Here is a 26,676-nt window from a genome sequence, read left to right on the forward strand (position 1 = left end):
GGTGAGGGATAAACGGTTCTGCGCGGAGAGGCCCGGGAGAGGAGTCCCCCAGACCTCTCCCTGGCCTCTCCAGGCCTCTCCCGGACGCCCCTACGCCAGTTCCTCCCCCAGGATCCGGGCCGCCCGCTCCGCCTCGCCGAAGCCGACGTACAGCGGGGTGAAGCCGAAGCGGAGGACGTCGGGGTGCCGGAAGTCGCCCACGACACCCCGGGCGATCAGGCGTTTCATCACCTCGCCCGCGTCGTCACAGCGCAGCGCCACCTGGCTGCCGCGCTCCTCGTGGCGTTCCGGGGTCACGGACTCGACCCGCCCCGGCTCGCTGTACGCCCGCACGCACCGCAGGAAGAAGTCGGTCAGCGCGAGGGACTTGGCGCGGACGGCGGCGACGGACACGCCGTCCCAGACGTCCAGGGCCGCCTCCAGGGCCAGCATGGACAGGATGTCCGGCGTGCCCACGCGACCGCGGAGAGCGCCCGGCGCCGGGGCGTACGACGGGCTCATGCCGAAGGGGTCGGTGTGCGAGTTCCAGCCGGGCAGCGGGGAGTCGAAGCGGGGCTGGAGATCGCGGCGGACGTACAGGTACGCCGGGGAACCCGGGCCGCCGTTCAGGTACTTGTAGGTGCAGCCGACCGCCAGGTCGACCCCGTGCTCGTCCAGGCCCACTTCCAGCGCGCCCGCGCTGTGGCACAGGTCCCAGACGGCGAGGGCGCCGGCGGCGTGGATCGCGGCGGTCAGACCCGGCAGGTCGTGCAGCCGGCCCGTGCGGTAGTCGACGTGGTTCAGCAGCACCGCCGCCGTACGGTCGCCCAGCTCCCCCGGTACCTCCGCCGGCGTCACCGCGCGCAGGGTACGGCCGGTCAGGCGGGCCGCCGACTCGGCGATGTAGCCGTCCGTCGGGAAGGTCGTGGCGTCCACCAGGATCTCGGTCCGGTCCTCGCCCGCCATCCGTACCGCGGCAACAAGTGCCTTGAAGACATTGACACTTGTGGAGTCGCCCACGACGATCTGCCCGGCCGCCGCGCCGACCAGCGGGGCGATCCGGTCGCCGATCCGCTCGGGCGCGCTCCACCAGCCGCTCTCCTCCCAGGAGCGGATGCGCAGTTCGCCCCACTGGCGGCGGACCACGTCGGCCACCCGGTCGGGGACGTTCGCGGGCAGCGCGCCGAGCGAATTGCCGTCCAGGTAGACGACGTCGTCCAGGACGAAACGGGAACGCAGCGGCGCCAGTTCGTCCGCCGCATCCAACTTCTGTGCTTCCAGGGCAAGTTCAGACATGGGACCTCGCCGTCCACAGCTCCGGGAACACGTTCTTGCGGGCGCGCTTCTCCAGCCAGGCCACGCCGGCCGAGCCGCCCGTGCCGGGCTTGGCGCCCATCGCACGGCGGGTGGCCACCAGGTGGTCGTTGCGCCAGCGCCAGACGAGTTCGGCCACGTCGGTCAACGCCTCGCCCAGGCGCGCGAGTTCGGTGTCCTGGTCGCCGGAGTAGATCGCCGCCCAGGCCCGCTCGACCGCCTCGGAGGGCTCGTAGCGCTGGGAGACGTCCCGGTGCAGGACGGACCCGGGGATCGCGTGCCCGCGCCGGGCGAGCAGCCGCAGCACCTCGTCGTACAGGCTCGGCTCGTGCAGCGCCTTCTCCAGCTCCGCGTGCGCGCGGGGGGCGCCGCGGTGCGGGACCAGCATGGACGCGGACTTCTCGCCGAGCAGGAACTCCAGGCGCCGGTACATCGCCGACTGGAAGCCGGAGCCCTCGCCGAGGGCGCTGCGGTAGGAGTTGAACTGCGCCGGGGTGAGCTGGCCGAGGGGTGTCCAGGAGGCGTTGAGGGCCTCCAGTTCCCGTACGGAACGCTTCAGCGCGGCGATCGCGGTCGGTACGTCGTCCCCGCGCAGGGCGGCCGCCGCGGTCTCCCACTCATGGACGATGACGGTGAACCACAGCTCCATGACCTGGGTCGTGACCAGGAAGACCATCTCTCCGGGATCGTCGGAGAGGGTGTGCTGGAGGTGGGTGAGCACGTCCGCCCTGACGTAGTCCTCGTACGGCGTCGTGCCCGCGAAATCGAGATGCGGAGTCTCGGGCTCCTGAGTCTCCAAGGACTGCTGAGCCGATTGGGACATCGCTGTCTCCTGTTGTTGCTCCGGGTAGCGGTCCGCCCCTGCCGATGCCGGCACGGGGGCCCCGGTCCCCACCGGCATCCTCCGCAATGGGCCCCGATACGGCAAGGCCCGTCCGCTGCCAGACGGGCCACACCGGTGACGTGCGTCGGCTAGCCGAGGGTCTGGGCCGCCGTGGGCGAGGAGTCCTTCAGGAACTGTGTGCAGCGCTCGTACTCCTCCTGCTCGCCGATCGCCTGGGCGGCGCGGGCGAGGGCGTGCAGGGCGCGCAGGAAGCCGCGGTTCGGCTCGTGCTCCCAGGGCACCGGGCCGTGGCCCTTCCAGCCGCTGCGGCGCAGGGCGTCCAGGCCGCGGTGGTAGCCCGTACGGGCATAGGCGTACGACTCCACGACCGCGCCGCGCCCGAACGCGTCGTCCGCCAGCTGGGCCCAGGCGAGGGAGGAGGTGGGGTACTTGGCGGCGACGTCCGTGGGGGCGGCACCGGCGGCGAGCTGTTCGCGGGGCTCGGGGTCGTCGGGGAGGTGGGTGGGGGGCGGACCGCCGAGGAGGTTTTCGTGGATTGTCATGGGGTCCAGTCTGGCTCACCTCACGGGTCCGTGTGCCGGGGCCGTGCACAGGTGTGCCGCGGCCACGGCGGGTGATCCGAACGACAGGGCCTAGCCCTGCCGTTCCCCCTCCAGCGGCGGAGCCGTGACGCAGCCGTGTACGTGGCATTCCGGGTGGCGGCAGCCGGGGGCCGGACGGCGGACCAGGGTGAAGGCCAGGAGGGAGCCGGCCACCAGCACCGCCGCGCAGATCGGCATCGCCCGCCGGAACGCCGCGTCGAAGGCCGACGGCACCCGGTACGCCTCCGGGCCCATCCCCGCGAGCAGGGGCAGCGCGGCGACGGCGATCAGGCCCGCCGCTCTCGCCGCCGCGTTGTTGATGCCGCTGGCCAGGCCCGCACGCGCGGTGTCGACCGAGGCGAGCACCGTCGCCGTCAGAGGGGCTACGAGGGTCACCATGCCCGCGCCCATGACCAGCAGGGCGGGCAGCACGTCCGTCAGGTAGTCCGCGTCCCTCCCCACCCGCAGCATCAGCAGCATCGCCGCCGCGCAGAGGAGAGGGCCGACCGTCAGGGGCAGGCGCGGGCCCGTGCGGTCGGCCAGGGCGCCCGAGCGGGCGGAGAACAACAGCATCAGGGCCGTCGTCGGAAGCAGCGCCGTACCCGCGGCCAGCGGCGAGTAGCCCGCCACCACCTGCAACTGCAGCGCGGTGAGAAAGAAGAAGCCGCCGAACGCCGCGTACACGCACAGGGTGACCAGGTTGACCGCCGTGAACTGGCGGGAGGCGAAGATGTCCGGCGGGAGCATCGGCGCCGGGCGGTGCCGCTCCACCTGCACGAAGGCCACCGCCGCCGCCACACCGGCCACCCCGGTCAGCGCCACGGCCAGGGAACCCGACCTCGCCTCGATCAGTGCGTACGTCAGCAGGGCCAGGGCCAGGGCGCCCAGGGCGGCACCGAGCACGTCGAAGCGGCCCCGGCTGCCGGTGTCGGAGGATTCCGGCACGTGCCGCAGCGCCACCGGTACGCACAGCAGGGCCAGCGGGACGTTCAGCAGGAACACCCAGCGCCACCCGGGGCCGGCCACCAGCCAGCCGCCCAGGAAGGGGCCGACCGCCGCGCCGATGCCGCCGAAGCCGGACCAGAGGCCGACGGCCCGGCTGCGGTCGTCGGGGTGGAAGGACGCCTGGATGATGGCGAGGGAGCCGGGGGTCAGGAGCGCGCCGCCGATGCCCTGCAACGCCCGCGCGGCGATGAGGATCCCCGGATTCGGCGACAGGCCGCACAGCAGGGACGCGGCGGCGAACCACACCACGCCCAGCAGGAAGATCTTCCGGCGGCCGTAGTGGTCCCCCAGCGAGCCGCCCAGCAGGATCAGTCCGGCCAGCGTGACCATGTACGCGTTGACCGTCCACTGCAGGGCGGCCAGACTCGCGCCCAGGTCCTCGCCGATGCGCGGCAGCGCCACGTTGACGACGGTCGAGTCCAGCAGCGCCATGCTGGAGCCGAGGACCGTGGTGAACAGGATCCACTTGCCCTGGGGCGAGGCCAGCCGGACATCGGGCACGTCCCAGGTATACAGCGGCCCGGCGGCCGAGGACAGCCGCCGGGCCCGCCGCGGAACGGACGTACCGCTTACTTGATCTTGTTGCCCGCCGAGCGCAGGTTCTGCGTGGCCTCGACGACACGCGCGGCCATGCTCGCCTCGGCCAGCTTGCCCCAGGTGCGCGGGTCGTAGGCCTTCTTGTTGCCGACCTCGCCGTCGACCTTCAGGACGCCGTCGTAGTTCTGGAACATGTGGGCGGCGACCGGACGGGTGAAGGCGTACTGGGTGTCCGTGTCGATGTTCATCTTCACCACGCCGTTCTCCAGCGCGGTGAGGATCTCCTGCTCGGTGGAGCCGGAGCCGCCGTGGAAGACGAAGTCGAACGGGGAGGCCTTGCCGAACTTCGCCGCCACGCCCTCGTTCAGCTCCTTCAGCAGCTCGGGGCGGAGCACGACGTTGCCCGGCTTGTACACGCCGTGCACGTTGCCGAAGGAGGCGGCCAGCAGGTAGCGGCCCTTCTCGCCCAGGCCGAGGGCCTCGGCGGTGCGGATCGCGTCCTCGACCGTGGTGTAGAGGGAGTCGTTGATCTCGTGGGAGACGCCGTCCTCCTCGCCACCGGTCGGGGTGATCTCGACCTCCAGGATGATGTTGGCCGCGCGGGTGCGCTCCAGCAGCTCCTGGGCGATGGCGAGGTTGTCGGCGAGGGTCTCGGCGGAACCGTCCCACATGTGGGACTGGAACAGCGGGTTCTTGCCGGCCTTCACGCGCTCCTCGGAGACCGCGATCAGCGGGCGTACGTACCCGTCGAGCTTGTCCTTCGGGCAGTGGTCGGTGTGCAGCGCGATGTTGACCGGGTACTTCTCGGCGAGGATGTGCGCGTACTCGGCGAGGGCGACCGCGCCGGTGACCATGTCCTTGCTGTACTGGCCGCCGAGGAACTCGGCACCGCCGGTCGAGATCTGGACGATGCCGTCGCTCTCCGCCTCCGCGAAGCCGCGCAGCGCCGCGTTCAGGGTCTGGCTCGAGGTGACGTTGATGGCCGGGTAGGCGAACTTGCCTGCCTTCGCCCGGTCGAGCATCTCGTTGTAGACCTCGGGGGTTGCGATGGGCATCTGTCCGCTCCTTGGTGTTGCGGGTTGGATTGCTGCGTTACGGCCCTGACCTAGACCTGGGTGTGCGACGTCATCGTCGTCCCCATCTTTCCAGACATGGACGGCTGGTCCATGCGCCGGTCAAGTCCAGGTCAATCCGCGTCGTCAGTCCAGACCCAGTTCATCCTTCGAGAAGGCGAAGCGGTACGGAACCCCCGCGCCGGCCTCGATCTTCTCGGCGGCGCCGGTGGCCCGGTCCACGATGGTCGCGACGGCGACGACCTCCGCGCCGGCCTCGCGCACCGCCTCCACGGCGGTGAGCGGGGAGCCACCGGTGGTGGAGGTGTCCTCGACGACCAGGACCCGGCGGCCCGCGATCTCCGGGCCCTCGACCCGCCGCTGAAGACCGTGCGCCTTCGCGGCCTTCCGTACGACGAACGCGTCGAGCTTCCTCCCGCGCGCGGCGGCGGCGTGCAGCATGGCCGCGGCGACCGGGTCGGCGCCCATGGTGAGCCCGCCCACCGCGTCGAACTCCAGGTCGGCGGTGAGATCCAGGAGGACCTGGCCGACCAGCGGGGCGGCCTCGCCGTCGAGGGTGACGCGGCGCAGGTCGACGTAGTAGTCGGCCTCCAGACCCGAGGAGAGGGTCACCTTGCCGTGCACCACGGCCTTGTCCTTGATCTGCTGCAGCAGCGCGCCACGTACGTCCGTCATGCCGACCAGCTTAAAGGCGCCGCCAGCTCCAGGTCGTCGTCGCCTCCAGCGGCTCCAGCGGGGTGACCAGGCGCGGGTGGGTGTTCAGGCCGTTGGGCGGGCCGGTCTGGGGCTCCACGCAGACGGCCTCGGCCTGCTCGTCGTAGACGACCACCCACTCCTCGCGGCTGGCCACCTTCAGCTCCAGCCGCCCCGGCCAGGTGAGGGTGACGTCGACGCCGCCGGGCATGCCGAAGCAGTCGTCCCAGGGGCCGGGCTTCGGGTCGATCCGGTTGCCGGTGGGCAGATGGTCCTCCCCGCGCTCCTCCTGCCAGGCGGGCTCGAAGTCGAGCGTCACGTCTTCGCCGCCCAGACTCCGGTTGAACCAGGGGTGCCAGCCGATCTGCGCCGGGAAGGAGTCGTCCCGCGCCTCCACCGACATCGTCAGCGTCAGGTTGTCCTCGGCGAGCGTGACGACCTGGGTGACGCGGCCGGGGTGCGGCCAGGGGTCGACCAGGTCGTACGTGATCACCGCCTCGCTGTCCGAGACGCGCGCGGTGCGCCAGGCGCCGTCGCGGGTGGTGCCGTGGATGGCGTGGGGCGGGGAGTTGAGCGGCATCTGGCGGACGGTGCCTCCGTCCAGGAAGCGTCCGTCCTTGATGCGGCCGCACCAGGGCACCATCGGGAAGCAGCCGTAGCGGTGCCCTTGCCTCAGCAGTTCCAGCTCGCCCACCTTGAGGCTGCTGATACGGCCGCCATGGGCGGGGCTGACGCGTACCTCCGCGGTGCCTGCGGTCAGCGTGATGTCTTCGTTACTCACAGGAAGACAGTACTTGGGGGAGATCGGTCCGGACTCCGGCCGAGGGGCGCTCAGCGGCGTTTGCGCAGTGCCCTGCTGACGACGATCGCCGACGCCACCACCAGTGCCGCCGCCGGTGCGGCCCAGCGCAGCGCGGACGTCGCGGTGACCGTCTGGGGTGCCGGAACCGGTGCGTAACGACCCCGTGGCGGGGCATGGTCGACCTCCTCCGCGCTGCGGCCGATCATCGTGCGGCGGGCGTGGGCGGCCTCGGCGGGGGGCTCGCCGGTGTCGGCGAAGTCGTCGGAGAGACGGTCGGCGGCCGGGTCCAGGGACGGTGGGGGGATCTCGGTGTCGAACACCGAGGTGTGGTCGGCCTCGGTCTCGGGTGCCGGCCGGGATTCCCGCTCCGGCTCCTCCTGGGGCGTCGCCAGGTTCTCCACGAAACGGTTCAGCAGGCGGGTCAGCGCCGCGTGCACCGCGTCCGGTGGCAGCTCCGCGACACGGCCGTCCGCGTCGGCCGTGCCCTCGACCGTGACCGTCGTACCGCCCTCGGTGTCCGCGAGGCGCAGGGTGAGGGCGAGTTTCACGGCGCCGGTGCCGCGGGCCTCGGTGGCGTCGGCCTCGACGGCGTACGTGCCGTCGGCGCGGGCGACGACGCGGGCCGTACCCCGGTAGGTGACCGAGTGTCCGCCCACGCGGAGCTTCAGGCGTCCGGCGACGGGGTCGGCACCGGCGTCCTGTTGCAGGCCGGGGACCGCGCGGGCGACGCGCGCGGGGTCGGCGAGGGCGGCTCTGAGCGGCTCGGTCGGGACCGGGACGAAGACCTGGTGCTCCATGTCCGGTGAGCCTACCCAGGTGTGACCGGAAATCACCCCCGCCTGACCGGCTCGTCAGTACCGGGGATGCACCAGCGTCGACGCGGGCAGCCCGCCGGTCCGGGTCCGCTCCGCCGCCCGCGCGTCCGCCGTCAGGTCCGCCTGCGTCAGGGTGCGCAGGGGCACGGCGGTCAGTCGCAGCGGTGGGGGGGTGACTCCCGGGCTCGCCAGCAGGAATCCCCAGTCGGGCGGGGCCTCGGACGCGCCCGCCGAGCGGTCGGGGCCGGCCGGGAAGCCGGAGTCGCGGCCGAGGACCCGGTAAGGGGAGCCGGCGAAGCCGGCGGCGCGCAGGGTCGCGGCGACCGTCCAGAAGACACGGGGGCGGGCGGTGACGGATCCGGCGTGGACGACGAGCCGGCCGCCGGGGGCGAGGACGCGGCGGGCCAGGCCGTAGAACTCCTGGGAGTACAGCTTGGTGCTGGCGGTGATGCCGGGGTCGGGGAGGTCGGCGATCACCACGTCGTACCGGGCGGGGGGTGCGCGGCGCAGCCAGCCGAGCGCGTCGGCGGTGGTGGTGCGGACGCGGGGGTCGTCGTAGGCGTGGCCGTTGACGGCCGCGAGGCCGGGGTCGTGCCGGGCCAGGTCGAGCAGGCCCTGGTCGAGTTCGACGATGTCGAGGCGGCGCACGCCGGGACGGCGCAGGACCTCGCGGGCGGCCAGGCCGTCGTCGCCGCCGAGGATCAGCACGCGCGCGTGCGGGCCGCCGGACATGGCCGGGTGGACGAGGGCCTCGTGGTAGCGGCGTTCGTCGCGGCCGCCGACGCGCAGCCGGCCGTCCAGGAAGAGGTCGAGGGGCTTGCCGTCGGTGCCGCCGGCGAGGACGACCTCCTGGACGTCGGTCTGTTCGGCGACCCGGACGTCCTTGCCGTAGACGGCGTGCCGGGCGGCGCGTTCGAACTCGTCGGCGAGGGCCGCGGCGGAGGCGAGGACGCCGAGGACGGTGAGGCCGACCAGGAGCAGGGTCCAGCGGGCCCGGCGGGTGAGGTCGCGGCGGAAGAGACCGAGGACCAGGGCGCCGCCCGCGACGACGTTGACCGTGCCGGTGAGCAGGGCGCCCGTCAACTGGCCGAGGACGGGCAGGAGAAGGAAGGGGAAGGCCAGGCCGCCGACCAGCGCGCCGACGTAGTCCGCCGCGAACAGGTCGGCCACCGCGCCGCCCGCGTCCTGCCGGCGGATGCGCTGGATCAGCTCCATCAGCAGCGGGACCTCGGCGCCGATGAGCAGGCCGATGGCGAGGGAGAAGGCGACCAGCAGGCAGCGCGGGCCCTCGGCCCACACCCCGCCCCAGCCGCCGGTCCAGGCGAAGACGGCGTACAGCGCCATCGCGCTGCATCCGCCGACCAGCGCGAGGAGGGTCTCGATCGCGCCGAAGCCCGCGGCCGCATGCCAGCGCAGCCGCTTGGCGCCGAGGGAGCCGATGCCCATCGCGAACACCATCACGGACAGCACGACGGAGGCCTGGGTGACCGAGTCGCCCATCAAGTACGAGGCGAACGCGACGAGTTCGAGTTCGTACACGAGCCCGCAGGCCGCGCAGACGAAGACGCACACGAGGACCAGGAACCGCCCGGTGCCGGGCCGGACGGGCAGCCGGGCGGGGGCTGTCCAGGACGGCTGGCAACCCGGGGGCGCGGGAGCGTGCGGTTCGATCACTCTGCGACGTTACGTCACATGCTCGGTACGCTTCGTCACCCACACGTGTGGATCTGGAGGCAGTTGACGTCGGCGGGTTTATCTCCTCACGGCGTGCTCAGCGCAGTTGTGCGGACGGCACCCGCACCCCGACCCGGGTCCGGGTCGCCACCAACTGCCCGTCCTGCGGGTAGGCGTGCCAGGTACGCCAGTGCACCTGGCCCTCGTGGCGCTGGGCCAGCATCGCGGTGAAGGCGTGCGGGCTGCCCGGGAAGACGCCGGCGAGGCCGTGCGGGTGGTCCGAGACGAGGGCCAGCAACTCCTGGGCGCGACCCTCGAACGAGCCGGGGGTGAGCACCTCGACGCGTGCGGCGAACTCGTACTCCCAGTCGCCGACGCGCTTGGCGACGCCGAGCGGCAGCGGGGTGCTGGAGCCGGGGATGCAGGCGACCGTCTCCGAACAGCGGCCGCGCTCCTCGTCCAGCAGCACCTGGTGGGACGCGCCGAGCAGTCTCAACTGGAGCTTCGCACCGGTGAGTTCCAGGTCGAGGGTGGCCAGGGCCGGCAGCGGCTCGCGTCCCAGGGCCCAGGCCAGGTCGGCAGCCCGCGTATCGGTGTAGGAGGTGTTCAGGGTCGTGAGCATGGATCGGCTCCGCTAACACGCGATGAGGGGGAGATCGGCCATGTCAGCCCAGCCGGCTCGGCCGGGGCGGGAGTCTCAGGGACGTCCGAGGGGCTGCGTTGGCGGTTTAGAGGGAATCATGAACAGAGGCGCCCCCACCTCGTTTTTACCCAACTTCGTGGGGTTTCCATCCCTCAGAGGGCTCCTTTGCTCAACTGTTCAACCATGGCGTGCGCCGGGGCGCGGAAAGGACGGCGGGCGCCCGCCGGCTGTTCCTGCCCGGCGGGCGCCCGCGTGCGGTGGCTGGGACCCGTTCCCCCGTGAGCCCGGCCGCCCCGTGTCAGCTGCCTCCCCCGCATCCGCCCCCGCCGCCGCACGACGAACCCCCGCCGCAGGACGAACCTCCGCCGCAGGAGGAGTGGCCCCCGCAGGAATGGCCCCCACCGCAGGAGTGGCCGCCGTGGTGACCCCCGTGGTGCCCGCCCGACGAACCGGAGTCGACGCCGCCCGCCCACCAGCTGCCGCTGCCGTCGTACGACGAGGACGAGGACGAGCGGTACGACCCCGACCGGCCGCGACCGCGCTTGCCGAGCGCCACCTTGCGCTGCCGGTTCCCGCTCCGCGCGCCCGCCCGTGCCATGACGGTCACGAAAGCGGCCACGACCAGGATGAAGATGATGCCGACGACCATGGCGTCACCCTCCTTCCGTTCCCCCGAAGCGGCCCACCGTGGACCGCGGTGCCCGGCAGATGCCCGGCCGTCTCGGGGCTCAAAGCGGAGTTGAGGAACTCCAGAGCTTGGGCGCAGGATGGCCGCCATGACCTCCAGCGCACGCCCTCACCTCAATCGCCGGCTCGCCGAGTTCGGGACGACGATCTTCGCCGAGATGTCCGCGCTCGCCCTGTCGACCGGGTCGATCAACCTGGGCCAGGGCTTCCCCGACACCGACGGCCCGGAGGAGGTCAGGGAGGCGGCCGTACGGGCACTGCGCGACGGCCGCGGCAACCAGTACCCGCCGGGGCCGGGCATCCCGGAGCTGCGCACCGCGATCGCCGCGCACCAGCAGCGCCGCTACGGGCTGAGCCACGACCCCGACACCGAGGTGCTGGTCACGGCGGGCGCGACGGAGGCGATCGCGGCCGCGCTGCTGGCACTGGTGGAGCCGGGCGACGAGGTCGTGGCCCTGGAGCCGTACTACGACTCCTACGCGGCGAGCATCGCCATGGCGGGCGGCACGCGCGTGCCGGTGACCCTGCGCCCGCACGAGGGCTCTTTCCGCCTGGACCTGGACGAGCTGCGCGCCGCCGTCACCGACCGCACCCGGCTGCTGCTGATCAACACCCCGCACAACCCGACCGGTACGGTCCTCACGCGCGCGGAGCTGGCGGCGATCGCCGAGCTGGCGGTCGAGCGGGACCTGCTGGTGGTCACGGACGAGGTCTACGAGCACCTGGTCTTCGACGACGCCGGGCATCTGCCGCTCGCGTCCTTCCCCGGGATGCGCGAGCGCACGGTGACGATCGGCTCGGCCGGCAAGACGTTCTCCTTCACCGGGTGGAAGGTCGGCTGGGTCACGGCCGTGCCGGAGCTGGTGAGCGCGGTCCGCTCGGTGAAGCAGTTCCTGACGTACGTCTCCTCGGGCCCCTTCCAGTACGCGGTCGCCGAGGCGCTCGCCCTGCCCGACGCCTACTTCGAGGAGTTCCGCCGGTCCATGCTGGCCCGCCGGGACATCCTCGCGCAGGGCCTGACGGAGGCGGGCTTCGAGGTCTTCCGGCCGGCCGGCACCTACTTCATCACCACCGACATCCGCCCGCTCGGCGAGAAGGACGGCTTCGCCTTCTGCCGCACCCTGCCGGAACGGGCCGGCGTCGTGGCCATCCCCAACGCCGTGTTCTACGACGACCGGGAGGCGGGGGCGCCGTTCGTACGGTTCGCGTTCTGCAAGCGCGAGGAGGTGCTGCGGGAGGCGGCCGAGCGACTGACCGGGCTGCGGAAGGGCTAGCGGCGCGTCACGGCGGGCCGGCCAGCCGCGCGTCACGGCAGGCCGGCGCGGTGCGCGAGCACGCGCAGCGCCTCCTCCAGCGCCTTGCGCTGCTCCTCCGTCAGGCCGGCCACGAGCTCCTCGTCCAGGGTCCGCGCGAGGGACGTGCAGCGGTCCAGCAGGTCCCGCCCCTCCTCGGTGAGCGTCAGTGCCTGCCGTCGGCGGTCCCGCGGATCCCGGACCCGCCGGACCGCGCCGAGACCCTCCAGGTGGTCGGCCAGCGACACCATCAGGCTGGGCGCGACGCCCATCCGCGCGGCGAGTTCCTGCTGGGAGGCCACGGCGGCACGGCTGAGCGCGGCCATCAGGCCGACGTGCTTGGGCTTGAGGTCGAGCCCCTCGATCTCCCGGGTGAACCGGTCGGTGACCACCGTGCCGAGGGTGCCGAGTCTGAACACCACGGTCGAGGCCAGACCCGGGGCATCGCCGGCCGTCGCGCCATTGACATCGCTCATGCCGCGAATGATAACTTCAAAAAACCATTCACGGTAAGAATGATTCACGGGGAGACGTAACTGTGAACTCGTCCACCGTCGAGGCCGTCCTCATGGTCACCAACGGCCTCGCCTCCCTCGTCTCGGCCGGCTTCTGCATCGCCGGAATGATCAGGCCCGGCCTCGCCCTGCCCCAGGGCATGACCGTCAACGGCGGCACACATCTCTACGCGAACGCCTACGGAGCCCGGGCGATCCCCCTCGCCGCCGTCACCCTCGCCCTGTTCGTCCTGGGCGACCGGTCCACCGTCGCACCCGTCCTCGCCATCGCCGGCCTGGCCCAGACCGGCGACTGCGCGATCGGCGTACAGCTGCGCAACAAGGGCATGGCCGTCTGCGCCGGGCTCCTCGGTGTGCTGCACCTCGCGTCGGCGTGGTGGTTCCGCACGCACTGAACGACCAGCCACGACGCCCCCGAACGCACGCCGGACCGCCGGCCCGACGGCGCTCCGCCGCTTACTCGACACAGGTGAACCCGTACCGCCCTCGGAGGCACCTGCTCGCTTCGGCGGCGCCGCCCTTGCAGGGTGCTCAGGTGTGACCCACGCCAGCACCGCCCTCGCCCCGCCCGTAACCGCGGCCAAGCCGACGCCGCGCGACCGCACCGGGCCGCCTCTCGTGCGGGCGGGCGGGGTCGCCGTGGGGCTCTTCCTCGGGGTCCGGCTCACCGGGGTCACCGTGCTCGCCCTCGTCGCGCACGTCGCCGGCCGGCACCCCCTGACCCTGCTCGGCCGGTCCTGGGACTCGATCTGGTACCTCGGCATCGCGGCACACGGCTACGGTCACAACCTGCCCTCCCCCGACCCGGACCCGCACAGCGACCTGGCGTTCTTCCCCCTGTACCCGGCGCTGCTGCGGGCGGTGACCGCGCTGGCCCCGGTCGGCGGCGGCATCGCCGGACTGCTGATCTCATGGACCGCGGCCGCCGTGGCCGCCGCCGGGATCCACGCGGTCGGCTCCCGGCTGCACGGCCGGTCCACCGGTATCGCGCTGGTGCTGCTGTGGGGGCTGCTGCCGCACTCGGTGGTGCTGTCGATGGCGTACACCGAGCCGGTGCTGGCCGCGTTCGCGGCCTGGTCGCTGTATGCGCTGCTGGCCGGGAAGTGGGTGTGGGCGGGCGCGCTGGCGGCGGGCGCGGGGCTGGCCCGGCCGAACGGGTTCGCGGTCGCCGCCGCGGTGCTGGCCGCGGCCGGAGCCGAGGTGTGGCGGCGTCGCGGAAGGGTTTCCCACAGGCTGTGGACGGGCGCGGCGCTCGCCCCGCTGGGCTGGACGGCGTATGTGCTGTGGGTCGGGCGGCGCAAGGGCGATCTGTTCGGCGGCTACTTCGAGGTGCAGCGGCTGTGGGGGTCGACGTTCGACTTCGGGTACGGCTCGCTGCAGTTCCTGCGGGCGATGCTGCTGCACGGCAGCCGGTTCGTGTTCCCGATGGCGCTGGTCCTGGTCGCGGCCGCGACGGTGCTGTACGCACTGCTGCTGCTGGACCGCGCTCCGCTGCCGCTGCTGGTGTTCAGCGGGGTGCTGCTGCTGATCGCGCTCGGCGGGTCGGGGTTCTTCGAGTCCAAGCCGCGGTTTCTGCTGCCGGCGTTCCCGCTGCTGCTGCCGCTGGCCCAGGGGCTGGCGCGCACGGCGAGAGCCCGGCCCTGGCACGCGACCGTGCTGGTCGCGGCCCTGGCCGGGCTCAGTCATGTCTACGGCGCGTACCTCGTGGTGTACGCGCAGGCACCGCTGTAGGCGCCGGGACGCGGCCTACTCGCCGTCGTCCTCGGGGTTCTCGGGCTTGTCCGCCTCGTTGACCTCCTGCTCCAGGCCGAGCTGCTCGACGAGCCAGCGGTCGAACTCGATCGCGGCCCGCACCCAGCTGACGGTCGAGGAGACGAAGTGGTTGATGTCGACGCCCGTGCCGATCAGCATCTGGGCCTCGCCGATCAGCCGGACGGTGCCGTCGTCGTGGGTGTGGGTGTACACCTTGGGCCACAGGGTGCGGCGGTTCCAGTCGTCGACGGACTCCAGCAGCTGCGGCTTCTCGTCGATCTTGTGGGGGCGGTCGTAGAACGTCCGCACCGAGAAGATGGCCTGTTCGGCCTCCCCGCGGAACATGAAGTACGTACGGAACTGCTCCCACGGAGCCGCGAGGTCACCCTCCTCGTCGACGACGTACTTCAGCTCCATCTGGTCGAGGAGCTGCTTCACGAGGTCCTGATCCGGGACGACGGGGCCCGCCGGTCCTTGGGGCTGCGGTTCGGGCTGGCCCCCGAAGTTCGGAATCGAGGACGGGTCGATGCTCACCGTGTATTTCCCTTCATGCGGATTCCGCCATCCTCCCTCACGGGGGGAGGGGGGGTGCAAGCCCCGACGCCGCCTGTCCGCCTTTGGCTGACATGATTCCGGCTGCTCGACGTGACGTACGAGGGCCCCGGCCAGGCCCTCGTACGCTTCGCCGCGTTCACCGTGTGAGCGTCACAGCGTCTTCCCCGTCGCCGGACCCACCAGCAGCCCCTCGCCGAAGCGGTCCACGCGGACCGTGTCGCCGTCCTTGATCTCGCCGGCGAGGATCTCCTTGGCGAGGCGGTCGCCGATGGCGGTCTGGACGAGGCGGCGCAGCGGGCGGGCGCCGTAGGCCGGGTCGAGCCCCTCCTCCGCGAGCCAGGCCAGCGCCTGAGGGGTGACGTCCAGGGTCAGGCGCCGCTCGGCGAGCCGCTTGCCCAGGCGGCCGATCTGGAGCTGCGCGATCCGCTCCAGCTCGGGCTTGGTCAGGGCGGAGAAGACCACCAGGTCGTCGAGGCGGTTGAGGAACTCCGGCTTGAAGGACGTCCGGACCACCTCCAGGACCTGCTCCTTCTTCTCCGCCTCGCTCGTCGTCGGGTCGACCAGGAACTGGCTGCCCAGGTTGGAGGTGAGCACCAGGATGGTGTTGCGGAAGTCGACCGTGCGGCCCTGACCGTCCGTCAGGCGGCCGTCGTCCAGCACCTGGAGCAGGATGTCGAAGACCTCGGGGTGGGCCTTCTCCACCTCGTCCAGGAGGATGACGGAGTACGGGCGGCGGCGGACGGCCTCGGTGAGCTGGCCGCCCTCCTCGTAGCCGACGTAGCCGGGGGGCGCGCCGACCAGCCGGGCCACGCTGTGCTTCTCGCCGTACTCCGACATGTCGATGCGGACCATGGCCCGCTCGTCGTCGAAGAGGAAGTCCGCGAGCGCCTTGGCGAGTTCGGTCTTTCCGACACCGGTCGGACCGAGGAAGAGGAAGGAACCGGTGGGCCGGTCGGGGTCGGCGATCCCGGCGCGGGAGCGGCGTACGGCGTCCGACACCGCGCGTACGGCCTCGGTCTGGCCGATGAGCCGCTTGCCCAGCTCGTCCTCCATGCGCAGCAGCTTCTGCGTCTCGCCCTCCAGCAGGCGGCCGGCCGGGATGCCGGTCCATGCGGCGACGACGTCGGCGATGTCGTCGGAGCCGACCTCCTCCTTGACCATCGTGTCCCTGGCGGCCTCCTCCTCGGCCTCGGAGGCGGCCTCCAGCTCCTTCTCCAGCTGCGGGATCTCGCCGTACAGCAGCTTGGCCGCGGTGTCGAAGTCGCCGTCGCGCTGGGCGCGTTCGGCCTGGCCACGCAGGTCGTCCAGCTTCTCCTTCAGCTCGCCGACCCGGTTGAGGGACTGCTTCTCCTTCTCCCAGCGGGCGGTGAGGTGCCGCAGCTCCTCCTCCTTGTCGGCGAGGTCGCGGCGCAGCTTCTCCAGGCGGGCGACGGAGGCCGGGTCGGTCTCCTTGGCGATCGCCAGCTCCTCCATCTTCAACCGGTCGACGGCGCGCTGGAGTTCGTCGATCTCGACGGGGGACGAGTCGATCTCCATGCGCAGGCGGGAGGCGGCCTCGTCGACGAGGTCGATGGCCTTGTCGGGCAGGAAGCGGGAGGTGATGTAGCGGTCGGAGAGGGTGGCCGCCGCGACCAGCGCCGAGTCCGCGATCTGGACCTTGTGGTGGGCCTCGTAGCGGCCCTTCAGGCCACGGAGGATGGCGATGGTGTCCTCGACGGTCGGCTCGGCGACCAGCACCTGCTGGAAGCGCCGCTCCAGCGCGGGGTCCTTCTCGATCCGCTCCCGGTACTCGTCCAGGGTGGTGGCGCCGACCATGCGCAGTTCGCCGCGGGCCAGCATGGGCTTGAGCATGTTGCCCGCGTCCATGGCGGAGTCGCCGCCGGCACCGGCGCCGACGACGGTGTGCAGCTCGTCGATGAACGTGATGATCTGCCCGTCGGAGTCCTTGATCTCGGCGAGGACGGCCTTCAGCCGCTCCTCGAACTCACCGCGGTACTTGGCGCCGGCCACCATCGCCCCGAGGTCGAGCGCGACCAGCCGCTTGTCCTTCAGCGAGGAGGGCACGTCGCCCTTGACGATCCGCTGGGCGAGCCCCTCGACGACGGCGGTCTTGCCGACGCCGGGCTCACCGATGAGGACGGGGTTGTTCTTCGTGCGGCGGCTCAGCACCTGGACGACCCGCCGGATCTCCTGGTCCCGTCCGATGACCGGGTCGAGCCGGCCCTCGCGGGCGGCGGCGGTGAAGTCGGTGCCGAACTTCTCCAGGGCCTTGTACTGGCCCTCGGGGTCGGCGGTGGTCACGCGGCGTCCTCCCCTGGCCTTCTTGAAGGCCTCCAGCAGCTTCTTGGCATCGGCGCCCTGCTGTGCGAGCAGCTCGCCGACCCGGCCGCCCTTCGCGGCGATGCCGATGAGCAGGTGCTCGGTCGACAGGTACTCGTCGCCCAGTTCCCTGGCGCGCTCGCCGGCGTCGGCGATCACGGCCAGCAGCTCGCGGTTGGGCTGCGGGGGCGCGACGGTGGATCCGGTCACGCTGGGCAGCCCGGCCAGGATCTTCTCGGCGCCCGCGCGTACGGCGGCCTGGTCGGCCTCCACGGCCGCGAGCAGGTCGGTGATGTTCTCGTTGTCCTGCCCCTGGAGCAGAGCCAGCAGCAGGTGAGCGGGGGTGAGGTCCGGGTGCCCCTCGGTCACGGCACGGTTGCTCGCCGCGTTGATCGCGTCCCGGCTCCTGTTGGTCAGCTCGGCGTCCACGTCGTCCGTTCTCCTCCTCGGCCGCACTCTTCCACTGCTGACTTAATCAGCGTACACAAAGTTGAGTCTATTCCGCTCAAGTAAAGGGGGAACAGGAGGGAAGTGGGCGGGGCGTCCCCCGGGGACTAGGTTGCGGACATGGCGATCCACTCCGAGCAGTACCTGGCGTTCTGGCGAGAACGGCACCTGTGCACCCTGACGACACTCCGCCCCGACGGCAGCCCGCACGTGGTGCCGGTGGGGGTGACGTACGACGCGGAGGCCGGGGTGGCCAGGGTGATCACCAGCGGGACCAGCGCGAAGGCGGAACATGTGCGCGCGGCCGGGCCCGAGGGCGCCCGGGTCGCGGTGTGCCAGGTGGACGGCCGGCGCTGGGCCACGCTGGAGGGCCGGGCGCGGGTACGGACGGAGCCGGAGCGCGTGGCGGAGGCGGTACGGCGCTACGCCGAGCGCTACGAGCGGACTCCGAGGCCGAATCCCGCGCGCGTGGTGATCGAGATAGCAGTGGAGCGGGCCATGGGGAACGGCTGAGACGGCCGAAAACTTTCAGCCACCCTGGAAGCGGGCCCATACCAGGAAATGCCATGGAATGTCCCCAGAAAACTGCAGCGGCGTCACCGTGTTCAGGTCACGGTGACGCCGCTGCGGGGGGAAGCACCTGAGCGATCTTTTACGACGGGGGAATCGCGTCAGGCACTGCGGGGGGTGGCTGAGATGGTCCTCAGGTCCTGGTCCGTCGGCTCGGCGAGCCGGTGGTCGCGCTGGTCGAGGTTCACGAAGATCATTCCGTACCGGATGGCACACCGCACCGGTTGGGGCGCGCCACGCGGCTTGCGCAGACACCGGTACGCCCGCACGTCCTCGTCCTCGTCCCGCGTCACGACGACCGGCTCACCGAACACGGTCACCATCAACGAGTCGCCGCTGTGGGGGATGGCGGTGACCAGGTCGATGAAGTGCCAGCCGGAACGGTAGGCCGTGGCCATTTCGCGGCGGAAGGAGCGGTCGTCGGGTGGGGTGGTCATGCTGCCGCGTCCGCCGGAGTCGACCAGCCGACGTCCGTCGGGCTGCCACCGGCCGCGACGTCCCAGCCGACATCCGTGGGGCCGGCGCCGGCCACGACACCCCAGCCGACGTCCTGGGCCGAAGTGTGCTCGGTCTTGGTCGGGCTGCCCCAGCCGACGTCAAGAGGACCAGCCGCACCGCTGGCCAGCGCGACTACGAAGGCAGTGGCAAGCACCGAGCGAAGCATTCTCTTTTTCATGGTCGGCTTCGTCCTCACTTGATGGCTTCCTCTCCCCCGTCTGACAAGACGATGGCTCATTCAGGCACGTCAATGCCACACAGGAGATGCATCATGTTCCTGCACGTTCAGGACCCTGGGGGGTGGAGATTTGCCAAGTAAGCGCACAAAACCGACACATCCTCACGGCATCACAGACCTGTGTGCCGACGGTGCGCGTCTCTACGCCAGTGCTCTCAGTTCCGGACGTATCTCCCGGGACGAGGCCGAGAACACGCCCTGTCTGCTCGAGTTCGCCCTGCTCCACCCGGATCCGGACGACCCGGGCTGGCTGCGCCCGGTTCCTCCGTCCGTCGTGCTCGCCCAGCAACTGCAGCCCCTGGAACGCGAGATCCAGGACCGGCGCCGCGCCACCATCGAACTCGCGGACACCTTCCAGCCGTTCCTGGACATCAGTGCCCAGAAACCGGCGACCACGCACGCGATCACCGTGCTGGAGGGCATCGACCGCATCCACGCGGCGCTCGACGTGGCGATCGCCGAGGCCCGCACCGAGGTCCTGACCGTGCAGCCCGGAGGCAGCCGGCCGGAGCACATCCTCAGCCAGGCGCTCAAGCGCAGCAAGCCCCTGATCGAGCGGGGCATCTCCATGCGGACCCTGTACCAGCACACCGTGCGGCACAGTCAGAGCACCTACGCGTACATGGACCAGATGGCGGGCGCCAAGGTCGAGATCCGCACCCTCGAGGAGCTGATCGAGCGGCTGATCATCTGCGACACGACGGTCGCCTTCATCCCCGCCCAGGACGACCGGCAGATCGCCCTGGAGCTGCGCCACCCGGGTCTCGTGCAGTACCTCATCAAGGTCTTCGAACAGCTCTGGCAGCGGGCCACCCCGCTGATGGAGGAGGTGCCCTACGAGTCCACCCCCGAGGGCATCACCGGCGTCCAGCGGTCCATAGCGAAGCTGCTCATCGAGGGCCATGTCGACGAGGCGATCGCCCGCCGGCTCGGCATGAACGTGCGCACCTGCCGGGCCCACATCGCCAAGCTCGCCGCCGCCCTGGGCAGCGGCAGCCGGGCCCAACTCGGCTTCCTCATCGCCCAGTCCGGCATTCTCGACCGGGACAGCTGAAGCGTGGGGCGGGGACAGGACAAGGTTGCGGTGAACGGATCACCGCACCCCGAACACGGCATGGAAGACCTGTGTGCCGCCGGGGCACTGCTGTACGAGCGGGCGGTACGGGAAGGCAGCATCCGCGCCGAGGACGTCGTACCGGCTCCATGTCTGGTGGACTTCGGACTGCTGCATCCCGGCGTCGGCGACCTCGGCCTGCTGGAGCCCGTCGCGCCCGCCGTCGCGCTGCGCCGACTGCTGCGGGCGTCCGACGACCGTGTCGCGGAGGAACGGCGGCGCGGGGAACGGCTGGCCGAGACCTTCGAGCCACTCCTGCGGCTCGACGACCGGCTCGTCCAGGACACGGACACCCCGACGCTCCGCGTCCTCAGCGGGCTGGAGCGGATCAACGGCGCCCTCAACCAGGCCCTGGCCGAAGCCTCCAGCGAGCTCCTCGCCATCCAGCCGCACACCAGCCACCTCCGCATCTCCCCCGAGCGCCGCGCCATGGCCCTGGCCCGTGACCAGGCGCTGCTGGACCGCGGGGGCCGCATCCGCACCCTCTACCAGCACACGCTGCGCCACGCCCCCTCGGTCCGCGCCCGCTACGAGCTCCTGCACGGCGATGTCGAGGCGCGAACCCTGGACGAGGTGACGGACCGGCTGCTCGTCGTGGACCGGACCGTCGCCTACGTACCGGCGAAGCCGGATCTCTCACTCGCCCTCGAGGTGCGCCACCCCGCCCTGCTCTCCTTCTTCCTCACGACGTTCGACCGCCTCTGGCGCCTGGCCACCCCCATGTACCCCGAGGCCGCCCAGCCCCCCGCCCCGAACGGCGTCACGCCCCGCCAGCGCGCCATAGCCGCCCTCCTGGTCGAGGGACACACCGACGCCGCCATAGCCGACCGGCTCGGCATGAACGTCCGTACCGCCCGGCTGCACATCGCCAAGCTCGCCGCCGCCCTCGGCAGCGACAGCCGCGCTCAGCTCGGCTATCTCATCGGGCGGTCCGGCATCCTCGACCAGCAGGGGGAGGTGAGCCGGTGAAGCACCGGGAGCACGGGGTGGAGGAGCTGTGCGCCGCCGGGGAGGAGGTGTACGAGCGGGCCCTGCGGGAGGGGCGGATACCCGTCGGCGACGCCGCCGATGTGCCCTGCCTGACCGACTTCGGGCTGCTCCACCCGGCCCTGGACGACGTCGGACTGCTCGAACCGGTCCCGCCGACCGCGGCCCTGCACCGGCTGCTGCGCGCCTCGGCGGCACGGGTCGCCGAGGAACGGCGGCGCGAGGACCGGCTGGTGGAGCGGTTCGGGCGGCTGCTGCGGACGGACGTACGGCAGACGCCCGGCACCGGCACCGAACCGGCGATGCTGCGGCTGCTCAGCGGCACCGAGCAGATCAACCAGGCCATCACGGACGCGATGGTCGACGCCACGGAGGAGTCCCTGACCATCCAGCCGCACGCCGGCCTCACCGGCCGGCGCGGCGAGGTGGCCCGCGACACCGCCTTCGGGCGCGATCAGGCGCTGCTGGACCGCGGCGGCCGGATCCGCACCCTCTACCAGCACACCCTGCGCCATGTGCCGGAGGTGTACGGCCCGTTGGAGCACTTCCGGCGCGGCGACACCGAGGCCCGCAGCCTCGACGAGGTGCCGGACCGGCTCATCGTCATCGACCGCAAGGTCGCCTTCCTGCCGGCCGACGACGACGGCACCCTCGCCCTGGAGGTCCGCCACCCGGCGCTGATCAAGTACTTCGTCACGACCTTCGAGCGGCTGTGGCGGCTGGCCACGCCGATGTTCCCGGAGGCGGTGCGGCCGCCGTCGGTGAACGGCGTCACGCCCCGCCAGCGCGCCATCGCCGCCCTCCTCGTCGAGGGTCACACCGACGCCGTCATCGCCGACCGCCTCGGCATGAACATCCGCACCGCCCGGCTGCACATCGCCAAGCTCGCCGCCACCCTCGGCAGCGACAGCCGGGCCCAGCTGGGCTATCTCATCGCACGCTCGGGGATCCTCGATCAGGAGCCGTGAGCGCGCCGGCCGGCAGCCCTGACCCGCGGTGGCCGTCCAGGCCGACCTGGGCGATCCGGACGCCCAGCTGGGTACGGCTGGCCGCGCCCAGGGTCTCCGACAGCCGGGCGATATGGGCGCGGCAGGTGCGCACGCTGATGCCGAGCCGCTCGGCGATCACCGCGTCCTGGTGGCCCTCGGCGAGCAGCGCGGCGATGGACTGCTCGCGGTGCGAGATGCCCTCGATGCCGGTGTCGGGGAGGGGGGCGGTGAGCGGGATGGCCAGGCGCCAGAGGCGTTCGAAGACGGTGACCAGGTACTCCACGAGGGCCGGGTGACGCAGTTCCAGGGCCATCGTGCGGTCGGCGTTGGCGGGGATGAAGGCCACCGTGCGGTCGAAGAGGATGAGCCGGTCGATCACCTCGTCCAGGGTGCGCGCCTCCACCGTGTCGCCCATCAGCTCCAGGTAGTTGAGCAGGCCCTGGCCGTGGCGGGCCACGTGCGTGTACAGGTCGCGCATGCGCACGCCGCGGCCGCGCAGGGCCAGCGCCCGGTGCAGCCCCTCGGTCAGCTCCGCCTCCCGCCGGATGCCGCCGGGCTGCACGGTGAGCACCTCGGTCGTGCACGCCTCGGTCGCCTCGTCCATCGCGGCCTGGATCCGGGAGAGCCCGTCCAGCACCCGGATCGCACTGCCCTCGGCCGGCGCGGCGAGCGCGCCGAGCCGGCGGCCGAGTCCGGCGTACCACTCGAAGGCGGCCACCGCCGAGCCCACCCGCCGCTGGCTCGCGCTGACCTCGTCGTAGACCCCGCGCAGCAGCCTGGTCATGACCTCCTGCGGGGAGGTCGGCACCAGCCAGTCCATGTCGTCGGGGTCGGGGTGCAGCAGGGCCAGCTCCAGCAGACAGGGCACCGCCTCGGCGTCAGTGCGCGGCACACGCCCCCGGCGTACGGCCCGGGAATAGACCCGGTCGCCGGCCGCGCACAGTCGGTCGGCGCCGTGTGGATGCTGCTCCGCCCCGCGCCCGGCCATCGCCCATTTCACCCCCGGTGTGCTGCCACTTCCGCAGCGCAACTATGCGCGGCGGCGACCGGGTCCGCAACACGGCTCACCACAACAGGGCTGCCACAAAACACCGTTATGTCCTGGTATCGCCCAGGCTCCGCCCTTCGCATTGCAACAAGCTGATGGTGGTGGGGCGGACCGCGTCACGGCATCGTTGGTCACACCTTCCCCGGGTGTCACCGGATCACCGGACACGGTGACGCTCGCCGGGAAAGCCGCAGGGCGGTCGCACCGCGTCCACGGGGGTGATGCGGTGGGCTCCCCGCCGGGAAGGGACCCGGGCCCCGGGGGTCGCCGACCCCAGGGCCCGGGGACGTGCCCTACTTCAGGCCGATCGCCAAGCACGCCGCCTTGTACTTGGCCGTGCAGATGTCGCCCACGGTGTAGATGCCGTCCGCGACGACCGTGGACTTGATGTTGCTCCTGGTCAGGGCGACCGGCTGGATCAGCTTGGCCGGGATGCTCTTGGTGGTGGGGCTGTCGACCTTTTCCTGGGTGAGCGCGTCGAACTGGATGTCCTTGCCCTGGACCTTGGCGACGGCCATCTGCGCCGCGGCTTCGGCCTCGTCCGGGTAGGCCTTGTAGACGCTCATGTACTGCTCGCCGGCCACGATCCGCTGGACCGCGTCCAGTTCGGCGTCCTGGCCGGTGACCGGGGGAAGGCTGGTGACACCGGCGGCCTTCAGGGCCTTGATGACGCCGCCCGCCATGCCGTCGTTGGCGGCGTAGACGCCGGCGATGTTGTTCTTGCCGAGCGCGGCGATGGCCTTGGCCATCTCGGTCTCGGCGAGCTCCGGCTTCCAGTCCGTGGTGTCGTACGTCTCCGCGATCGTCACCTTGCCGGTCAGCTCGGAGAGCGCGCCCTGCTTGAACTGCTTGGCGTTCGGGTCGGTGGGCGAGCCGTTCACCATGACGACCTTGCTGGAGGTGTCGGAGCCGAGGGCCTCCAGCAGCGTGCGGCCCTGCACCTCGCCGACGAGCTCGTTGTCGAAGGAGACGTAGGCGTCGATCGGGCCCTCGGCGAGACGGTCGTAGGCGATGACCGGGATGCCCGCGTCCTTGGCCTTCTTCACCTCGTCGGCGATGGAGTGCGCGTCCACCGCGTCGACCATGATGAGGTCGACCTTCTCGTCGATCATCTTCTGCATCTGCGAGGCCTGCCGGGAGGCGTCCGCGTCGGCGTTGGCGTACTCGACCTTGCCCTTCTTGCCCGTCAGTTCGGCCACCTTGCTCTTGATGATGGGGTAGTCGAACCTGTCGTAACGGGTGTTCGCCTTCTCCGGCAGCAGCAGGCCCACCGTGATGTCGTCGCCCTTGCTCGGGCTCGCGCTCGCGCCGCTCCCCGTCGCTCCCAGCACGCCGCAGCCGGCGAGCGAGAGGGTCATCGTGGATGCGGCCACGGATATGGCGATACGACGCATTCGAGGGCTCACTTCAGGTGCGTTCCGGACGTAGGGCAGCTATACGACCCAGGTGTCTGAAAAGACAACGCGGACGCCACACCCGCCGTCAAGAAGAACTACTTAACGAGTCCGCAACACCACGCTCAGCTGACTCTGTGAAGGGGCGGCGGAATCACCTCCAAACACTCTTTACGGACCCTCCATTCAAGGGCGGTTCATGGATCGGCAAAGACCGGTACAACCAACCGGGTTCCCGGCGAGTCGTGATCACCGGCAGCCGTGCGCCGCTTCCCCGACTCGAGCAGAGGACCGAATGAACCCAGCCAGACGCGCGACCGCGACAGCCGTCGTACTCGCCACCGCCGGCACCCTGCTGAACGCGGCCGCCCTGTCCGTCACCGCCGCGACGACGTGCGCCTCGCCGGTGTACAAGCGCACGTTCTACGCGAACACCACGTTCTCCGGCACACCGAAGAAGACGGACTGCGACTCCGTCATCGACCAGAGCTGGACCGGCGCACCCGCCTCGGGGCTGCCAAGGGACAACTTCGGCGTCCGCTGGACCGTCACCCGGGACTTCGGCTCCGGCGGGCCCTTCTCCTTCGCCGCCTCCGGGACCGACGGCATCCGCGTGTACCTGGACGGCGTCCGCAAGGTCGACCTGTGGTCCAACACCTCGGGCACGCGGGCGAGGACCGTCAACGTCACCGTCCCGTCCGGCAAGCACACCCTGCGGCTCGACTACGTCAACTGGACCGGCGCGGCGAGCGTGAAGTTCGGCTACACCCCGCGCACCTCCGCCACCGTCGACACGGTCAAGCCCCTGGTACCGACGGGGACTTCGGTCCGTTACGACTCCGCGACCGGCAAGACCCGGATCGGCTGGGCGAGGAACGCCGAGCTGGACCTCGCCGGTTACCGCGTCTACCGGCGGCTGAAGGGCACCTCGTACCCCGGCCGGCCACTGGCCACGACCACCTCCACCACGTACACCGACACCCCGCCCGCGACGGCGCCACCTACTACTACGAGGTCCGCGCCTACGACAAGGCGGGCAACGAGTCCTCGGGCACGGCCGACCAGCCCGTCACCACCGTGGACACCACCGCACCGGCCGCGCCCGCCGCCGACACGGGCTGGTCCATGGACCCGGTCCGCGAGGTCACGCTGACGTGGCGCCAGAACACCGAGCCCGACCTCGCCGGCTACCGGGTCCACCGCTCCACGTCGTGGCCGGTCACGGTGACCCGCGACAACCTGGTGAGCGGCGACACCCTCGTGCACTCCACGTGGTGGACCGACCGGCCCCCGCAGACCGGCGGGTCCTTCTTCTACGTCGTCACCGCCGTCGACACCTCGGGCAACGAGTCGGCCCCCTCGGCCGCCTCGCAGTACTTCACCCGGGACGAGACACCGCCCACCTACGTCCCGGAGGTGAAGGCCGTCGACGGCGAGCGCGGCGTCGACCTGAGCTGGGCGTGGGGCCCCGGGAGCGGCGACATCTCGCGCTTCGTCGTCTACCGGGACGGCGAGGAGATCGCCCGGGTGGCCGCCGCCTCCTACCAGGACACCGACATCGAGCGCTCCTCCACGCACACCTACGCAGTCCAGGCCATGGACGACGCGGGCAACAGCGCCCCCCGCTCCGCCCCCGTCACCGTCCAGCACATCGGCGACTACACGCCCCCGCCCGCCGTGACCGGGCTGACCGCCACCCCTCAGGGCAACGGCGTCCTGCTCGACTGGGACGACAGCCCCGCCGACGACGTGGACCACTACGAGATCCACCGGGGCGTGTACCGCGACGGCGCCTGGACCTACACCGACATCACCGACAGCATGCCGTTCGGCACGGTCTGGTCCAGGAACCGGGACGTGAGCCTGCCCGACGGCGAGCACCTGCGGTACGTCGTCGTGGCCGTCGACCGGGACGGCAACGCACTGGATCCGGGCGCCTCGTCCGCCGTCGAGGTCACCGAGCTGGACCAGATGCCGGCGGAGACCTACCCCTTGGAGTCCGGCGCGCTGCGCGTGCGGATCGAGGACACCGCCCAGGGCCCCGAGATCGACGCCTTCCACGACGGTGCCGACCCGAAGGGCGCCCCGACCGGGTACCTCGTGTACCGCTGGGACCGCTCCGCGGGCGCCTATGCGCGGCTGACGGACACGCCCGTCGGCTTCGGCTCCTTCGGCTACACGGACACCACCGCGCCCGCGGCCGACACCGTCTTCTACAAGGTCACCGCCGTCTACGCCGACGGCACCGAGTCGGACCCGGTCGGAGGGCACGTGTTCCGGATCGGCCTCACAGCCTGAGGCCCAGAACCTG

General features: G+C 71.5%; 27 protein-coding genes. 9 read left to right on the top strand and 18 right to left on the bottom strand.

The window, feature by feature from the left end; genetic code table 11:
• Window positions 1–90: 90 nt before the first annotated feature.
• The 11 genes from kynU to FB563_RS13200 all read right to left on the bottom strand — a co-directional run bounded on the left by kynU (window position 91) and on the right by FB563_RS13200 (window position 10,609).
• A complete protein-coding gene (kynU, locus tag FB563_RS13150; protein WP_055709023.1) occupies window positions 91–1,275 on the bottom strand; it encodes a kynureninase in 1,185 nt (394 codons plus the stop codon).
• The gene (locus FB563_RS13155; RefSeq protein WP_055709022.1) at window positions 1,268–2,116 is read right to left on the bottom strand and encodes a tryptophan 2,3-dioxygenase family protein; all 849 of its coding nucleotides are present in this window, start codon (window positions 2,114–2,116) and stop codon (window positions 1,268–1,270) included. Before FB563_RS13155 ends, kynU begins: the two co-directional genes overlap by 8 nt.
• 149 nt (window positions 2,117–2,265) lie before the next feature.
• A complete protein-coding gene (locus FB563_RS13160) occupies window positions 2,266–2,679 on the bottom strand; it encodes a DUF3151 domain-containing protein (protein ID WP_142218668.1) in 414 nt (137 codons plus the stop codon).
• Between the two features lie 90 nt (window positions 2,680–2,769).
• Entirely contained in the window at window positions 2,770–4,224 is a 1,455-nt protein-coding gene (locus FB563_RS13165; RefSeq protein WP_142218669.1) for an MFS transporter, read from the bottom strand.
• A gap of 68 nt (window positions 4,225–4,292) precedes the next feature.
• A complete protein-coding gene (gene fbaA, locus FB563_RS13170; RefSeq protein ID WP_055708107.1) occupies window positions 4,293–5,315 on the bottom strand; it encodes a class II fructose-bisphosphate aldolase in 1,023 nt (340 codons plus the stop codon).
• Between the two features lie 144 nt (window positions 5,316–5,459).
• A complete protein-coding gene (pyrE, locus tag FB563_RS13175) occupies window positions 5,460–6,008 on the bottom strand; it encodes an orotate phosphoribosyltransferase (protein ID WP_055708108.1) in 549 nt (182 codons plus the stop codon).
• A gap of 10 nt (window positions 6,009–6,018) precedes the next feature.
• Window positions 6,019–6,807 carry an aldose epimerase family protein gene (locus FB563_RS13180; RefSeq protein ID WP_055708109.1) on the bottom strand — a complete coding sequence of 263 codons (789 nt, stop codon included), beginning with the start codon at window positions 6,805–6,807 and terminating at the stop codon, window positions 6,019–6,021.
• Between the two features lie 50 nt (window positions 6,808–6,857).
• Complete coding sequence (locus FB563_RS13185; RefSeq protein WP_055708110.1) at window positions 6,858–7,625, bottom strand: SRPBCC domain-containing protein; 768 nt, start codon at window positions 7,623–7,625, stop codon at window positions 6,858–6,860.
• A gap of 54 nt (window positions 7,626–7,679) precedes the next feature.
• Window positions 7,680–9,317 (bottom strand): polyamine aminopropyltransferase, encoded by a 1,638-nt coding sequence (locus FB563_RS13190; protein WP_055708111.1) that lies wholly within the window; start codon window positions 9,315–9,317, stop codon window positions 7,680–7,682.
• A 97-nt stretch (window positions 9,318–9,414) separates the two neighbouring features.
• On the bottom strand, window positions 9,415–9,939 hold the full coding sequence (locus FB563_RS13195; RefSeq protein WP_055708112.1) for a DUF2617 family protein: 525 nt from the start codon (window positions 9,937–9,939) through the stop codon (window positions 9,415–9,417).
• A gap of 319 nt (window positions 9,940–10,258) precedes the next feature.
• Window positions 10,259–10,609 carry a hypothetical protein gene (locus FB563_RS13200; RefSeq protein WP_142218670.1) on the bottom strand — a complete coding sequence of 117 codons (351 nt, stop codon included), beginning with the start codon at window positions 10,607–10,609 and terminating at the stop codon, window positions 10,259–10,261.
• A 118-nt stretch (window positions 10,610–10,727) separates the two neighbouring features.
• Here FB563_RS13200 and FB563_RS13205 point away from each other — a divergent pair, with 118 nt between their 5' ends.
• Window positions 10,728–11,921 (top strand): pyridoxal phosphate-dependent aminotransferase, encoded by a 1,194-nt coding sequence (locus FB563_RS13205; protein WP_142218671.1) that lies wholly within the window; start codon window positions 10,728–10,730, stop codon window positions 11,919–11,921.
• A gap of 32 nt (window positions 11,922–11,953) precedes the next feature.
• On the opposite strand, the gene FB563_RS13210 is transcribed toward FB563_RS13205, so the two are convergent.
• Window positions 11,954–12,415 carry a MarR family winged helix-turn-helix transcriptional regulator gene (locus tag FB563_RS13210; protein WP_055708002.1) on the bottom strand — a complete coding sequence of 154 codons (462 nt, stop codon included), beginning with the start codon at window positions 12,413–12,415 and terminating at the stop codon, window positions 11,954–11,956.
• 62 nt (window positions 12,416–12,477) lie between these two features.
• Here FB563_RS13210 and FB563_RS13215 point away from each other — a divergent pair, with 62 nt between their 5' ends.
• Both FB563_RS13215 and FB563_RS13220 read left to right on the top strand, forming a co-directional pair.
• A complete protein-coding gene (locus tag FB563_RS13215) occupies window positions 12,478–12,849 on the top strand; it encodes a hypothetical protein (protein ID WP_055708001.1) in 372 nt (123 codons plus the stop codon).
• A gap of 142 nt (window positions 12,850–12,991) precedes the next feature.
• On the top strand, window positions 12,992–14,185 hold the full coding sequence (locus FB563_RS13220; protein WP_411573203.1) for a hypothetical protein: 1,194 nt from the start codon (window positions 12,992–12,994) through the stop codon (window positions 14,183–14,185).
• 15 nt (window positions 14,186–14,200) lie between these two features.
• On the opposite strand, the gene FB563_RS13225 is transcribed toward FB563_RS13220, so the two are convergent.
• Window positions 14,201–14,740 carry a type III secretion system chaperone family protein gene (locus FB563_RS13225; protein WP_055708000.1) on the bottom strand — a complete coding sequence of 180 codons (540 nt, stop codon included), beginning with the start codon at window positions 14,738–14,740 and terminating at the stop codon, window positions 14,201–14,203.
• A gap of 171 nt (window positions 14,741–14,911) precedes the next feature.
• Complete coding sequence (clpB, locus tag FB563_RS13230; protein WP_055707999.1) at window positions 14,912–17,509, bottom strand: ATP-dependent chaperone ClpB; 2,598 nt, start codon at window positions 17,507–17,509, stop codon at window positions 14,912–14,914.
• A gap of 138 nt (window positions 17,510–17,647) precedes the next feature.
• Here clpB and FB563_RS13235 point away from each other — a divergent pair, with 138 nt between their 5' ends.
• Entirely contained in the window at window positions 17,648–18,040 is a 393-nt protein-coding gene (locus FB563_RS13235) for a pyridoxamine 5'-phosphate oxidase family protein (protein WP_055707998.1), read from the top strand.
• A gap of 158 nt (window positions 18,041–18,198) precedes the next feature.
• Here FB563_RS13235 and FB563_RS13240 read toward each other — a convergent pair whose 3' ends face one another.
• The gene (locus FB563_RS13240; RefSeq protein ID WP_055707997.1) at window positions 18,199–18,534 is read right to left on the bottom strand and encodes a Rieske (2Fe-2S) protein; all 336 of its coding nucleotides are present in this window, start codon (window positions 18,532–18,534) and stop codon (window positions 18,199–18,201) included.
• Window positions 18,531–18,749 (bottom strand): hypothetical protein, encoded by a 219-nt coding sequence (locus FB563_RS13245; RefSeq protein WP_234357864.1) that lies wholly within the window; start codon window positions 18,747–18,749, stop codon window positions 18,531–18,533. Before FB563_RS13245 ends, FB563_RS13240 begins: the two co-directional genes overlap by 4 nt.
• A gap of 154 nt (window positions 18,750–18,903) precedes the next feature.
• Here FB563_RS13245 and FB563_RS13250 point away from each other — a divergent pair, with 154 nt between their 5' ends.
• Genes FB563_RS13250 through FB563_RS13260 form a run of 3 tightly spaced genes read left to right on the top strand, consistent with a single transcriptional unit; the run spans window position 18,904 to window position 21,902 of the window.
• Window positions 18,904–19,887 (top strand): helix-turn-helix transcriptional regulator, encoded by a 984-nt coding sequence (locus tag FB563_RS13250; protein WP_079048933.1) that lies wholly within the window; start codon window positions 18,904–18,906, stop codon window positions 19,885–19,887.
• A 30-nt stretch (window positions 19,888–19,917) separates the two neighbouring features.
• Window positions 19,918–20,916 carry a helix-turn-helix transcriptional regulator gene (locus tag FB563_RS13255; protein WP_142218672.1) on the top strand — a complete coding sequence of 333 codons (999 nt, stop codon included), beginning with the start codon at window positions 19,918–19,920 and terminating at the stop codon, window positions 20,914–20,916.
• Entirely contained in the window at window positions 20,913–21,902 is a 990-nt protein-coding gene (locus FB563_RS13260; protein WP_142218673.1) for a helix-turn-helix transcriptional regulator, read from the top strand. Before FB563_RS13255 ends, FB563_RS13260 begins: the two co-directional genes overlap by 4 nt.
• Here FB563_RS13260 and FB563_RS13265 read toward each other — a convergent pair.
• Window positions 21,865–22,911, bottom strand: coding sequence for a helix-turn-helix transcriptional regulator (locus FB563_RS13265; RefSeq protein WP_055705128.1), 1,047 nt, complete (start codon window positions 22,909–22,911; stop codon window positions 21,865–21,867). The genes FB563_RS13260 and FB563_RS13265 overlap by 38 nt on opposite strands.
• Before the next feature lie 353 nt (window positions 22,912–23,264).
• Entirely contained in the window at window positions 23,265–24,365 is a 1,101-nt protein-coding gene (locus FB563_RS13270) for a sugar ABC transporter substrate-binding protein (protein ID WP_055705129.1), read from the bottom strand.
• Between the two features lie 295 nt (window positions 24,366–24,660).
• Between FB563_RS13270 and FB563_RS43985 the strand changes: the two genes are divergently transcribed.
• Both FB563_RS43985 and FB563_RS43990 read left to right on the top strand, forming a co-directional pair.
• The gene (locus FB563_RS43985) at window positions 24,661–25,518 is read left to right on the top strand and encodes a PA14 domain-containing protein (protein WP_234357644.1); all 858 of its coding nucleotides are present in this window, start codon (window positions 24,661–24,663) and stop codon (window positions 25,516–25,518) included.
• Window positions 25,443–26,663, top strand: a complete 1,221-nt coding sequence (locus FB563_RS43990; protein ID WP_234357645.1) for a fibronectin type III domain-containing protein — start codon at window positions 25,443–25,445, stop codon at window positions 26,661–26,663. The genes FB563_RS43985 and FB563_RS43990 overlap by 76 nt, the downstream gene beginning before the upstream one ends.
• The last annotated feature ends 13 nt before the right edge of the window (window positions 26,664–26,676 follow it).

This window comes from Streptomyces puniciscabiei (genome assembly GCF_006715785.1).
In the GTDB taxonomy this organism is placed as follows: Bacteria; Actinomycetota; Actinomycetes; order Streptomycetales; family Streptomycetaceae; genus Streptomyces; species Streptomyces puniciscabiei.